The following is a 12,988-nucleotide window of genomic DNA, read 5'->3' as shown; positions in this document are numbered from 1 at the left end:
CTAAAGCAAGAAAATCGTAACACTGCCACAATGGGAGTGGCAGCTGTGGTTCGCGGCACTCCGCTCAATTTGCGCTCGCAGACTGCCACTCCGTTAACGAATTGTCGATCATCTCCATGGCCATGACCTTCCGGGGAAATGCGATGTCGAACGATCTGCATGAAGCCATCGAAGAAGTCGTGATCCGCGCCAAGCTGGAGCGGACGGTCCTGACGCTCGCCGAAGCGGCGCGGCAGATTGCCCTGGCACGCGGCGCCACCGACCGGCGCGGCGACGGCGATCTCGTGCTGGCATTGATGAAGGAATCAGCCCGCCGCGGCGTGGCGATGCGCTTCAACTGAGCCGACGAAACACCGCTTCCGTCCCGGCTCGCGCCGAGGACACCAGGCGCGGCGGCGTCCGCCGGCACCTCCTCCGCATCAGCGCCCGAGAAAGGGCTCCACGACCTTGCCGTCCTGGAACCGGCCGAGCCGCTTGATCTCCCATTCGAGCCGGATGCCGGACGTCTCCAGCACCCTGGCGCGGACCGTCTCGCCGAGCAGTTCCAGATCGTGGCCGGTCGCCGTGCCGGTATTGATCATGAAATTGCAGTGCAGTTCGGACATCTGCGCGCCGCCGACGACGAGGCCGCGGCAGCCGGCCCGGTCGACTTCCTTCCAGGCCGAACTTTCCGGCGGGTTCTTGAAAGTCGAGCCACCGGTCTTCTCGCGGATCGGCTGCACCGTCTCGCGGTGATGCTGGACCTCGTCCATCTTCGCGCGGATCTCCGTTTCCTCGGCCGGATAGCCCTCGAAGACGGCCGCTGTGAAGATCAGGTCAGATGACGCGGCCGAATGGCGATAGGCATATCCCATCTCGGCATTGGTCAGGACATGGAGGTCGCCCTTGCGGTCGAACGCCCTCACCTCAACGACGCGCTCGCGGGTCTCCACGCCATTGGCCCCGGCATTCATCCGCAGGGCCCCGCCGATCGCGCCGGGAATGCCGTGGTAGAAATGAAAGCCACCGAGCCCCGCCTCGAGCGCGGCCGCGGCGAGCCGCTTGTCCGGCAGCGCGGCACCGGCGCGAAGGGTGCGGTCGCCGACCCGCTCGACCTGACCGAAGCCCTTGGCCGACAGCCGGATCACCACGCCTGGCACGCCGCCGTCGCGCACCAGGAGATTGGAGCCGATGCCGACGACGAGCACCGGAATCTCCTCGGGCAGCGCTGCCAGGAAGGTCGCCAGATCCGCTTCGTCGGCCGGCTGGAACAGAAGTTCGGCCGGGCCGCCGGCACGGAACCAGGTGATCCGGTCCATCCCGGAATCGGGTGTCAGGCGGCCGCGGATCCCCTCAAGCCTGTCGCCGATCCGGGCGAGCAGATCCGCGCCGGCCATCAGGCCGACGCCCGGCCGGGGGCTTCGGCCGCGGCCAGCGCTTCCAGATCCTTCGGTAGCGCATAGGCCCATTGCGAGATCGAGCCGGCGCCGAGGCAGACCACCATGTCGCCCGGCTCGGCCAGGTCATGGATCAGCGGGGCCAACTCTTCCGGCCCGTCGATCAGCCGCGCGTCGCGGTGGCCGCCGAGCTTCAGCCGCTCGACCAGCATCTCCGAAGTGACGAACTCGATCGGCTCCTCGCCGGCCGCATAGACCGGCGCGATGATGACCGTGTCGGCATCGTTGAAGCAGGCGGCAAAATCGGTGAACAGCGCCTGCAGCCGTGTGTAGCGGTGCGGCTGCACGACCGCGATGACCCGGCCCGCGGCAGACGAACGCGCGGCCGCAAGCGCGGCGCGGATCTCCACCGGGTGGTGGCCGTAATCGTCGTAGATGGCGACGTCGCCCACGACGCCGGTCAAGGTGAAGCGTCGCTTGACGCCGCCGAAACCGGCGAGGCCCTTGCGGATCGCCTCGGCGGAAATGTTCAGGCGGTGCGCCACCGCGATGGCCGCCGTGGCGTTGGAGACGTTGTGCCGGCCCGGCATCGGCAGGACCAGGTCCTCGATGCGCTCGGACGTGCCCTTCACCCGGTCGCGGATGGTGATGTCGAAATGCGACTTGCCGGCCGAGAAGCTGACATTCTCGAAACGCACGTCGGCCTGCAGGTTCTCGCCATAGGTGATAATGCGGCGGTCCTCGATGCGCGACACCAGCGCCTGCACTTCGGGATGGTCGAGGCACATGACCCCGACGCCGTAGAAGGGCACGTTCTCGACGAAGGAACAGAACGCCTCGCGCACCTTGTCGAAGGTGCCGTAATGGTCGAGATGTTCGGGATCGATGTTGGTCACGACGGCGATGTCGGCCGGCAGCTTCAGGAAGGTGCCGTCGGATTCGTCGGCCTCCACCACCATCCACTCGCCCTCGCCCATGCGGGCATTGGTGCCATAGGCGTTGATGATGCCGCCATTGACGACGGTCGGATCGAGATCGCCGGCGTCGAGCAGGGTGGCGACCATCGAGGTGGTCGTCGTCTTGCCATGGGTGCCGCCGATGGCGATGGCGTGGCGAAAGCGCATCAGCTCGGCCAGCATCTCCGCGCGGCGCACGATCGGCAGCAGCCGCTCGCGGGCGGCGGCGAGTTCCGGATTGGAGCGCTTGATCGCCGTGGAGACGACGACCACTTCGGCCTCCCCGAGATTCTCGGCCGCGTGCCCGATGGAGATCCTCACGCCCAGTTCGCGCAGCCGCTGCACGTTGGCGTTCTCGCTCTGGTCGGAGCCCTGCACCGTATAGCCGAGATTCAGCAGCACCTCGGCGATGCCGCTCATCCCGATGCCGCCGATCCCGATGAAGTGGACCGGTCCGATGTTCGGCGGCATCTTCATGGCCGCATCCCCCTGATTTTATAAGCGATCAGCTTGGTTTCACGGCCTGCGGCATAGACTCAACGAGGTCGGCAAGCAACTCCGCCGCATCCGGTATTCCGGTCGCACGCGCCGCCTTCGCCATCGCCGAGGCCTTTGCCCGATCACCGGCGATCCCGGCGATCAACCCGGCCAGGCGTTCGGGCGTCAGCTGCGCCTGGGGCTCGACGAGCGCCCCGCCCTCGGCCTCCAGCCGCGCGGCGTTCGCCGCCTGGTCGTGGTCGAGCGCATAGGGATAGGGCACCAGGATCGCCGGACGCCCGATCACCGCGATCTCGGACACCGTCGAGGCGCCGGAACGGCTGATCACCAGATGCGCCGCCCCGATCCGCTCGGCCATGTCCGAGAAGAACGGCGCGACCGTCGCGGCGATGCCGCGCTCGGCGTAGAAGCGCCGCACCGCGTCCTCGTCCTCGGCGCGCGCCTGCTGGGTGACGACCAGCCGCCGGCGCAGCTCCTCCGGCAGGGCGTCGATCGCCGCCGGCATGACTTCCGAGAAGAATTGCGCGCCCTGGCTGCCGCCGAACACGACGAGGTTGAAGGGTTGATCCGCCGCGGCCGGCAGGTAGCGCGTTGCCGCGGCGGCGATGACCGCTGGCCGGACCGGATTGCCGGTGACGGTGATCTTGCTCACGATGGCCGGGTCGGCCGTGCCCTGCGGCATGCCGGCAGCGATGCGGTCGACGCGCGGGGCAAGGAACTTGTTGGCGCGGCCCATGACGGCGTTCTGCTCGTGGATCATCGTCGGACGTCCGGCCCGCTGGGCCGCCATCAGCGGTGGCACGGTCGGATAGCCGCCGAAGCCGACGACCACCGCCGGGCGGATCTCGCGGATCAGCTCGCCGGCCTCTCGGAAGCCGCGCCACAGGGTCCACAGCGCCGAGAACACGGCGATGGGGTTTTTGGAAGCAAAGGTCGCCGAGCGGACGCGGTGGATCTCCTTGACGGGAAACCGGTCGGCGAAACGCCCCGCGCGGTCGTCGGTGACGAGATGGACGTCGTGGCCACGGGCGACGAGTTCGTGCGCCAGTGCTTCGGCCGGAAAGAGATGGCCGCCCGTGCCGCCGGCGGAAAGCAGGATCGTTGTCATGGTCAGGCGATATCCATGCGAGCCGCCGGACGCAAGTGCACGCCGCGACCGGCTCATTGCACCACCAGCCCGAACGGGTCGGCCGCGCCTATCTTGTCACTTGCGTCAGCCGACGCCGTGCATCTGCCAGGTCCGCTCCAGGAGGCGGTCCGTATGCGAGCGGTTCTCTGGGCGGCGGCGGGTCAGCGCCAGGATGAAGCCGGCGGAGACCGCCACGGCCAGCATCGAGGAGCCACCGTAGGAGATGAAGGGCAGCGTCATGCCCTTGGCCGGCATCAATTGCAGGTTCACCGCCATGTTGATGATCGACTGCAGGCCGAACAGGAGGACGAGGCCGGATATCGCCAGCCTGTTGAAGATGTCGCGCTGGACGATTGCCACCTGCAGGCCGCGTATCACGATGAAGGCGAAGATCGCGGCAAGCAACGCGCAGGTGATGATGCCGAATTCCTCGGCCAGCACGGCGAAGGCGAAGTCGGTGTGGCTGTCGGGCAGCATCCGCTTGACGGTGCCTTCGCCAGGGCCCTGCCCCAGCCAGCCCCCGCGCATGATCGCCTCGCGTGCGGTGTCGGTCTGGAAGGTGTCGCCCTCGCCGGTGAGGAAGCGGTCGATGCGGCTCGCCACGTGGGGAAAGGCGACATAGGCGAGAAACGCCCCGACGGCGCCGATGCCGCCGAGGACGGCGATCCACAGCCAGGACAGGCCGGCCATGAAGAACAGCCCGCCCCAGGCGCCTGCGACCAGGATGGTCTGGCCCAGATCGGGCTGGGCGACCAGCAGCGCCACTGCGACGAGCAGCAGGATCAGCGCGAAGAGATTGCCGGGGATTTCGGCGCGGCGCTGGTTCTCCGCGAACAGCCAGGCGCAGATCACCACGAAGGCCGGCTTCATGAATTCCGACGGCTGCAGGTTCAGGGGGCCGAGATCGATCCAGCGGCGCGCGCCCTTGATCTCCGTGCCGAAGAACAGCGCCAAAACCATCAGGGCCAGCGAGGCGGCCAGGATGACCAGCGCCGCGCGACGCACGCCGCGCGGGGTCAGCAGCGAACAGGCGAACATCACTAGCGCCGAGGGCACCAGGAAGACGGCGTGCCGCTTGACGAAATGGAACGGCTCGAGGCCGATACGTTCGGCCACGGGCGGGCTGGCGGCGAAGGACAGCACCAGGCCGCCGACCAGCAACGTCAGGAACGCCGCCAGGAACCAGCGGTCGACGCCCCACCACCAGTCGCTGATCACACCCCGTTTGATCCGGCTTGTCATCGTCATTCCTTCCGGACCATCGCCATATCCGGCAGCTTGCGTACCGCGTCGCGGAAGGCATCGCCCCGAACCTCGAAATTGCGGAACTGGTCAAAGCTCGCACAGGCCGGCGACAGGAGGACGACTGCCTCCCCCTCGCTGCCCTGGTCTGCCGCGTCCGCCGCCGCATCGGCCGCCGCGTGCGCGACCGCGACGTCCAGCGTACCGGAGATTTCGTAAGGAATTCGTTTACCAAGCGTCGCCGCGAAGGACGGCGCCGCCTCGCCGATCAGATACGCCTTGGCGATCCGCGGGAAGTACTGGGACAGCGTGCCGATGCCGCCCTCCTTGGGCAGGCCGCCGGCAATCCAGTGGATGCGCGGGAAGGCAGCGAGCGCGGGCGCGGCAGCCTCGGCATTGGTCGCCTTGGAATCGTTGACGAACAGCACCGGGCCGGCACGGCCGACCTCTTCCATCCGATGCGCCAGGCCCGGAAAGCTCTTCAGGCCGGCTCTGATTTCCTCGTCCGACAGGCCGAGCGCCGTGAAGACCGCCACCGCCGCAGCGGCGTTCTGGCCGTTGTGGCGGCCGCGCAGCGAGCCGATCCCCGACAGGTCGAAGGTCGCCTCGGGCCGTCCCTCCATACGCCGGTGCAGGACGAGGCCGTCGAAGCCGACCCCGGCGTCCAGCCCGTCGGTCTGCGAGATCCGCACGACGGTACGGCCTTCCGATTCCAGCTCGTCGGCGATCTGGCGGCAATGGGGATCGTCGACGCCGACGACGGCCAGTTCCGCGCCCGATACCAGCCGCGTCTTGACGGCAGCGTAGTTGCTCATCGAGCCGTGGCGGTCGAGATGGTCGGGCGTCAGGTTGAGGAGCAGCCCGATCGAGGGCTCGATCGTCGGCGCGAGATCGATCTGGTAGGACGAGCACTCGACAACGTAGTGTCGCTCCGCCGCGGGCGGCGCCAGCGTCATGATGGCGACGCCGATATTGCCGCCGAGTTGCACGTCGCGTCCCGCATGGGCGAGGCAATGGGCAATCAGCGCCGTCGTCGTCGACTTGCCGTTGGTGCCGGTGATGGCGACGAACGGCGCCTCGGGTGCCAGCGCCCGCCGCTCGCGGCAGAACAGTTCGATGTCGCCGATCACCTCGACGCCGGCCGCATAGGCCAGTGCCACGGTCCAGTGCGACCGCGGATGGGTCAGCGGCACGCCCGGCGACAGCACCAGCGCGGCAAAGCGCGACCATTCCGCAGTCGCCAGGTCATTTGTCGCGATGCCTTCCGCGGTCGCCGCCTCGACGCTGGCCGGGTTGTCGTCCCAGGCGGTAACGTCCGCGCCGCCCTCCAGGAGGGCGCGCGCGGTCGCGCGGCCGGACGCGCCGAGCCCGAACAGCGCAACCGATTTTCCGGAAAAAGCGCGGGCCGGGATCATCCGCTCACCTCAGCTTCAGGGTGGACAGGCCGACAAAGGCCAGCATGAAGGCGATGATCCAGAACCGCACCACGACCTGGCTCTCGGTCCAGCCGAGCTTCTCGAAATGGTGGTGGATGGGGGCCATCAGGAAGACCCGCCGCCCGGTCATCTTGAACCATCCGACCTGGATGATGACCGACAGCGCCTCGATGACGAAGAGGCCGCCGATGATGGCCAGCACGATCTCGTGCTTGGTGGCGACGGCCACCGTGCCGGTCAGGCCGCCCAGTGCCAGCGACCCGGTGTCGCCCATGAAGATCGCCGCCGGCGGCGCGTTGAACCACAGGAAGCCGAGGCCGGCGCCGATCACTGCACCGCAGATCGGCGCCAGTTCGCCGGTGCCGGCGACATAGTGGATCTGGAGATAGTTTGCGAAGTTCACGTTGCCCGCGACATAGGCGATCAGGCCGAAGGCGCCGGCCGCGATCATGATCGGCACGATGGCGAGACCGTCCAGGCCGTCGGTCAGGTTCACCGCATTGGCGGCCCCGACGATGACGAAGGCGGCAAAGCCGACATAGAACCAGCCCAGATTGAGCAGGATCTCCTTGACGAAGGGGAAGGCCAGCGAACTCGCGAAGTCGCCCGTTCCGGCATAGATGATCAGCACCGCCGCCACGCCGGCGATGAGGAATTCCAGCGCCAGGCGCATCTTTCCGGAAAAGCCCTTGTCGCTCTGCTTGGTGACCTTGAGATAGTCGTCGTAGAAGCCGATCGCGCCGAAGCCGAGCGTGACCAGCAGCACCGTCCAGACATAGAGGTTGCGCAGATCCGCCCACAGCAGCGTCGCCACCAGAAAGCCGGTCAGGATCATCAGCCCCCCCATGGTGGGCGTGCCGGCCTTCTTGAAATGGGTCTGCGGCCCGTCGGCGCGGATCGGCTGGCCGCGGCCCTGGCGGACCCGGAGATTGGCGATGACGACGGGGCCGAACAGGAAGACGACGAGAAACCCGGTGATCATTGCCGCGCCGGTGCGGAAGGTGATGTAGCGGAAGACGTTGAAGAGCTGGAAATCGGCGCCGAACTGGCCGAGATAGGCGATCATGTAGCGGCTCCCGCTGGGTCGATATCGTCCGCCGGGCTCGGCGCCGGGGACTGGGCGTCGCCGGCGGGGGTGCCCGGCGCGTCGGTGGTGGCCGCCGTGGGCGGATAGAGGGCGAGCAGCTTGTCGACCAGCGGCGAGAAGCCGATGCTCTTGGACGCCTTGATCATGACGACGTCGCCGGTGCGGATCGTCTTCAGGAGGCTGTCCAGAAGCTCGCCCGGATTTTCGTGCCATTCCCGCTTCACGCGCGATTCCAGCACGTCGTCCAACGCCTTCATCTCCTCGCCCGCCAGGAACACGATGTCAGCGCCCGCGGCCTCGATCGGCTCGATCAGGCCGGCATGCAGGTCGCGGGCGCTGTCGCCGAGCTCCAGCATGTCGCCCAGCACGGCAATGCGCCGGCCGCCCTCGCCCGGCTGCGTCGTCGCCAGGACGTCGAGCGCGGCGCGCATCGAAGCGGGATTGGCGTTGTAGCTCTCGTCGATCAGCTCGATATGGCCGCCCGCCGGCATCGGCAGCCGGTCGCGCCCGCCGCGGCCCTTGACGGCGCGCCAGTCCTTCAGCGCGGCGGCGACGCGGTGGACGTCAGCGCCCGCCAACGACGCGGCACCGAGGACGGCGAGGATGTTCTGCGCCATGTGACGGCCGCGCGAGGCCAGCTCGACGCGCACGGTTTCGCCGTCGATCACCGCCTCCATCACCGCGCCATCGCCGGCGGGCTCGAAGGAGAGCAGCCGGTAGTCGGCGCCGACGGTCTCGCCGAAGGTGCGGATGCCGGTCACCCCGGCCTTGCGGGCCATGGTCGCCAGCGGGCCGCAGCGCGGGTCGTCGGCGTTGAGGATGGCGGTGCCGTCGGCGACCAGCCCCTCGAAGATCTCGGCCTTGGCCTCGGCGATCTCGTCGAGGTCGCGGAAATGCCCCAGATGGGCCGCGGCGATCAGGGTGATGATCGCCATGTGCGGACGCACCAGCTTGACCAACGGACGAATCTCGCCCGGATGGTTCATGCCGATCTCGAAGATGGCGAAACGGGCGTCGCGCGGCAGGCGCGCCAGGCTCAGCGGCACGCCCCAGTGATTGTTGAAGGAGGCGGCGCTCGCATGCACGCTGCCCTCGGCGGACAGGCCGTGGCGCAGCGCTTCCTTGGTGGTGGTCTTGCCGACGCTGCCGGTGACCGCGACGATGGTCGCCTTGGAGCGCGCCCGGGCGGCTTCTGCCAGCCGCGACATTGCCTTCAGGACGTCGTCGACGACCAGCAGCGGCGACTGCACGCGCCCGAGCGCCGGCAACTTCTGCTCGGAAACGACGTGTAGCGCAGCTCCCGCCTTGGTCGCCGCCGTGAGGAAGTCGTGGCCGTCGAAGCGGTCGCCCTGGATGGCGAAGAAGGCGTCGCCCGGCGACAGGGTCCGCGTGTCGATGGAAAGCCCGGAAATCGTCGCCGGCAGATCGCCGAGCGGGCGGGCGTGCATCGCCGCCGCCATGGCATTGACCTCCCACAATGCCTCGTGAGTTGGGGCATCTTCCAACGGGGTCTCGTTCGCCGTGTTTTCGTTCTTCGGAGCTTCGTTCATCGGACCGCCTCCGTAAGGGCTGCGCGGACCTCTTCGTGGTCGCTGAAATGATGGGTGATGCCGGCGACCGTCTGGCCGATCTCGTGGCCCTTGCCGGCGATCACCACCGTGTCGCCGGTGCGGGCCGCAAAGACGGCCTCGCGGATTGCGGCGCGGCGGTCGCCGATCTCGCGCGCGCCGACGGCCGCAGCCATGATCTCGGCGCGGATTGCCGATGGATCCTCGGAGCGCGGATTGTCGTCGGTGACGATGACGATGTCGGCGAGCCGCGCGGCGATCTCGCCCATCATCGGCCGCTTGGCCCGGTCGCGGTCGCCGCCGCAGCCGATGACCACCAGCACGCGCCCCGTGGTGAAGGGGCGCACCGCCGCCAGCACGTTCTCCAGCGCCTCGGGCTTGTGGGCATAGTCGACGAAGACCGGCGCGCCATCCGCCGTGGTACCGGCGAGGTCGAGCCGGCCGGCCGCGCCCTTCAGATGCTCCAGCGCCGTCAGCGCGTCGGCCGTCTTCACGCCGGTAGCGATAGCCAGGCCTGCCGCGACGAGGGCATTGGCCATCTGGAATTCGCCGGCCAGCGGCAGCACGACCCGGTGGATACGGCCGTCGGCCTCGATCTCCGCGATCTGGCGCTGGCGTTCCAATTCCAGCCGCTTCAGCGTCAGGAATTCGCCGCCGCGCCCCACGGTCAGCACCCGGGCGCCGGCGTTCGTGGCGATGTCGATCGCCCGGCCGGACCAGCGGTCGTCGGCGAAGATCACGGCCGGCGCGCCCTTCGGCAGCAGCGTCGTGAACAGCCGCATCTTGGCGGCGAAATAGGAGTCGATGTCCGGGTGATAGTCGAGATGGTCGTGGCCGAGATTGCTGAAGGCGGCGGCGGCCAGCTTCACGCCATCCAGCCGGCGCTGGTCGATGCCGTGGCTGGAGGCCTCCATGGCGACATGGGTAACCCCCTCGCCGGCGAGTTCCGCCATCAGCCGCGCAAGCGCGATTGGGTCGGGCGTGGTCAAGGAGCCGTATTCGTCGCGGCTCGGCGAGACAATGCCGGTGGTCCCGATCGAGGCCGCGGCAAGCCCGCATCGGGCCCAGATCTGTCGGGTGAAGGTGGCGATGGAGGTCTTGCCGGCAGTGCCGGTGATCGCGACGACATGCTCCGGCTGCGCTCCGTGGAGGCGGGCGGCCATCAGCGCGATGGCGCGGCGCGGGTCGGGTGTGCGCAGCACCGGCAACGCGGTCTCGATCGCCACGCCCTCGGCGGCGAGGATCGCTGCCGCACCGCGGCCCTCGGCATCGGCCACGAAGCGGGCCCCATCGGCGCGGCTGCCGGCCAGGGCGGCAAACAAGAAGCCGGCGCCAGTCTCGCGCGAGTCGACGGCCAGTCCGGCGATGTCCGGATCGTGCGTCGTAGGCCTTTCTGCAAGGCCCTCAGCGAGTTGGGAAAGCTTCATTAACCATGTTCCGAGCTGTACCGAAAAGCCGGCGCATCGCTCGCCGGCTGGTCGGTCTTCTATAGGCAAGCGTCCGTCCGGTGAAGCGCGCATGTCCCGCCGGCCCGACACGGCGGCCCGGCTGTTGCTTTCCTGCGGCAGCCTGCCGGCGTCACCGCCGCAAAGATGGGTCTAGTAGGAGACGAGCAGCGACTTGCCTTCTTCGCCGAATTCCGGCCGCACACCCAGCAGCGTGGCCGAACGCCGGATGATGTTGCCCACGGTGGGCGCCGCGTTCATGCCGGCCGTCGCGTAATGCTGCCCCTCTTCAGGCTTGGGCTCGTCGATCACGACGAGGACGATGTAGCGGGGGTTGTCGGTGGGAAAGGCGGACAGGAAGGCGTTGAACTTCTTGGTGTCCGAATAGCGCCCGTTGACCACCTTGTTGGCCGTGCCGGTCTTGCCGCCAACCCGGTAGCCGGGAACGTCCGTCCTGTTGCCCGAGCCGCGCTGATCGGCCACGTTCAGCCGGAACAGGTAGCGCATCTCGTCGCTGGTCTTCTCTTGCAGTACGCGCGTTGCCACCGCCTCGGCCTCGGCGCGCGTGCGCGGCAGGAAGGTCGGCGGGATCAGCTTGCCACCATTCATCAGCGCGGCTGCGGCGACCGCGGTGTTCAGCGGCGTCGTCGAGATGCCGTGGCCGAAGGAGATCGTCACCGAGTTGATCTGCTTCCACACCTTCGGCTGCGTCGGCGTGGCAACTTCGGGCAGTTCGGTCTCCATGCGCGACAGGAGACCGACGCGGGTCAGGAATTCGCGGTGCCCCTCGATGCCGACGGCCTCGGCTTCCTTGGCGCTGCCGATGTTCGACGAATAGATGAAGACCTCGGGCACGCTGAGCACCCGGCGCTTGCCGTGGAAGTCGGAAATCGTGAAGCCGCCCATGCGGATCGGGCGCGTGGCGTCGAAGCTGTCGGTGATCTTCACCTTGCCTGAATCCAGCGCCATCGCCGTGGTGAACGCCTTGAAGGTCGAGCCCATCTCGTAGAGGCCGGCCGACATGCGGTTCATGCGGTCCTTGTCCAGCGCCTGGCTCGGCTGGTTGGGGTCGTAGTCGGGAAGCGACGTCATGGCGATGACCTCGCCGGTGTCGACGTCGAGGACGACGCCGCCGGCGGCGATCGCCCGGTAGCGGGTCATCGCGGCGGCCAGTTCGTCGCCCACGATGTGCTGGACACGCAGGTCGAGCGACAGCTTCACGGGCTCCAGGTCGGTACCCACGGCCAGGCCGGCATCCTGCAGGGCGCGGTAGCCCTGGTCGTCGATGTACTTCTCCATGCCCGCGGTGCCCTGATTGTCGACGTTGGTATGTCCGACAATGAAGCCCGCGGTGGTGCCGCCCGGATAGAAGCGGCGCTTTTCGGTGCGGAAGCCGATGCCCGGAATACCGAGGTCGAGGACGGCCTGCTGCTGGCCCGGCGTCAGCTCGCGGCGCAGCCAGACGAAGCCAGCATTGCTGGCCAGCCGGCGGTAAAGCCATTTCGGGTCGAGATCCGGCATGACGCCGAGCAAGAGTTCGCTCGCCTCGTCAGGATCGATGATGCGGCGCGGCTCGGCGAAGAGCGAGGCGGTCTTGATGTCCGTCGCCAGCACTTCGCCATTGCGGTCGAGAAGGTCGGGCCGGTCCGACATGATCTTGTCATGGGCGCCGTAGGCCGCCGCGCTCTCGGTGGGCGCGATGCCCCACATGACGAGCCGGCCGCCGATGACGCCGTAGATGCCGACGAACAGGCCGATGGCGATGACGAAGCGGCTGCGGTTCTGGGGCGTGCGCCGGCGGCGGCGCGGACGGCCGAAATGGTCGCATTCGGGCAGTGTGCTGGTCGGCGCTGCCGGTTTGGTGCGCTTGAACGGATTGGGCACTCGCATCACCGTACCACCGTTTCGGAGCTGTCGGCATAGCCGCCGAGATTGCCGCCGGTCTCGGGAACGAGATTCACCGGGCGGCGCGGAAGTTCGTCGGGCCGGACGATCTGGTCGGGACGCATGGGCTGCAGCTGCAGCTCGTCCTGGAAAGCGTTGGCGATGCGCTGCAGCCGGTTGGGCTGGTCGAGCAGGCTCCAGTCGGCCTCCAGGAGCGAGATCGTCTCCCGCTCGAGCGCGATACGGCGTTCGAGCTTGGTGACCGCGGTCTCCAGCGTTTCGGCCTCGTGCTTGATCTTGTAGGTCCAGGCTGCCGCGGAGATCATCACTGCGATCAGCACGATGTCGAGTGTTTTCAACATGGCCC

The 12,988-nt window shown here is 68.1% G+C and carries 11 protein-coding genes; 1 reads left to right on the top strand and 10 read right to left on the bottom strand.

Annotated features, from left to right (window positions below):
* The first annotated feature begins 116 nt into the window (after nt 1-116).
* A complete protein-coding gene (locus tag VQ042_RS15235; RefSeq protein ID WP_331820768.1) occupies nt 117-341 on the top strand; it encodes a hypothetical protein in 225 nt (74 codons plus the stop codon).
* A gap of 78 nt (nt 342-419) precedes the next feature.
* Here VQ042_RS15235 and murB read toward each other — a convergent pair whose 3' ends face one another.
* The 10 genes from murB to ftsL all read right to left on the bottom strand — a co-directional run bounded on the left by murB (nt 420) and on the right by ftsL (nt 12,983).
* Entirely contained in the window at nt 420-1,376 is a 957-nt protein-coding gene (murB, locus tag VQ042_RS15230; protein ID WP_331820766.1) for a UDP-N-acetylmuramate dehydrogenase, read from the bottom strand.
* Nucleotides 1,376-2,809: a UDP-N-acetylmuramate--L-alanine ligase gene (murC, locus tag VQ042_RS15225; protein WP_331820764.1), complete on the bottom strand. Its 1,434-nt coding sequence runs from the start codon at nt 2,807-2,809 to the stop codon at nt 1,376-1,378. Before murC ends, murB begins: the two co-directional genes overlap by 1 nt.
* 28 nt (nt 2,810-2,837) lie before the next feature.
* Nucleotides 2,838-3,944, bottom strand: coding sequence for an undecaprenyldiphospho-muramoylpentapeptide beta-N-acetylglucosaminyltransferase (gene murG, locus VQ042_RS15220; protein WP_442880095.1), 1,107 nt, complete (start codon nt 3,942-3,944; stop codon nt 2,838-2,840).
* Between the two features lie 99 nt (nt 3,945-4,043).
* The gene (ftsW, locus tag VQ042_RS15215; protein ID WP_331820760.1) at nt 4,044-5,201 is read right to left on the bottom strand and encodes a putative lipid II flippase FtsW; all 1,158 of its coding nucleotides are present in this window, start codon (nt 5,199-5,201) and stop codon (nt 4,044-4,046) included.
* Nucleotides 5,202-5,203: 2 nt separating this feature from the next.
* On the bottom strand, nt 5,204-6,616 hold the full coding sequence (gene murD, locus VQ042_RS15210) for a UDP-N-acetylmuramoyl-L-alanine--D-glutamate ligase (RefSeq protein WP_331820758.1): 1,413 nt from the start codon (nt 6,614-6,616) through the stop codon (nt 5,204-5,206).
* A gap of 4 nt (nt 6,617-6,620) precedes the next feature.
* On the bottom strand, nt 6,621-7,703 hold the full coding sequence (mraY, locus tag VQ042_RS15205) for a phospho-N-acetylmuramoyl-pentapeptide-transferase (protein ID WP_331820756.1): 1,083 nt from the start codon (nt 7,701-7,703) through the stop codon (nt 6,621-6,623).
* Entirely contained in the window at nt 7,700-9,274 is a 1,575-nt protein-coding gene (locus VQ042_RS15200; RefSeq protein WP_331820754.1) for a UDP-N-acetylmuramoylalanyl-D-glutamyl-2,6-diaminopimelate--D-alanyl-D-alanine ligase, read from the bottom strand. Before VQ042_RS15200 ends, mraY begins: the two co-directional genes overlap by 4 nt.
* Complete coding sequence (locus VQ042_RS15195; protein ID WP_331820752.1) at nt 9,271-10,719, bottom strand: UDP-N-acetylmuramoyl-L-alanyl-D-glutamate--2,6-diaminopimelate ligase; 1,449 nt, start codon at nt 10,717-10,719, stop codon at nt 9,271-9,273. Before VQ042_RS15195 ends, VQ042_RS15200 begins: the two co-directional genes overlap by 4 nt.
* Nucleotides 10,720-10,890: 171 nt before the next feature.
* Nucleotides 10,891-12,627 (bottom strand): peptidoglycan D,D-transpeptidase FtsI family protein, encoded by a 1,737-nt coding sequence (locus VQ042_RS15190; protein ID WP_331820750.1) that lies wholly within the window; start codon nt 12,625-12,627, stop codon nt 10,891-10,893.
* The gene (ftsL, locus tag VQ042_RS15185; protein WP_331820748.1) at nt 12,627-12,983 is read right to left on the bottom strand and encodes a cell division protein FtsL; all 357 of its coding nucleotides are present in this window, start codon (nt 12,981-12,983) and stop codon (nt 12,627-12,629) included. The genes VQ042_RS15190 and ftsL overlap by 1 nt, the downstream gene beginning before the upstream one ends.
* Nucleotides 12,984-12,988 lie beyond the last annotated feature (5 nt).

Origin of the sequence: Aurantimonas sp. A2-1-M11, from assembly GCF_036549475.1 — a bacterium.
In the GTDB taxonomy this organism is placed as follows: Bacteria; Pseudomonadota; Alphaproteobacteria; order Rhizobiales; family Rhizobiaceae; genus Aurantimonas.
Note: the sequence above shows the minus strand (reverse complement) of the source record. Positions and strands in the feature narration are given on the sequence as shown.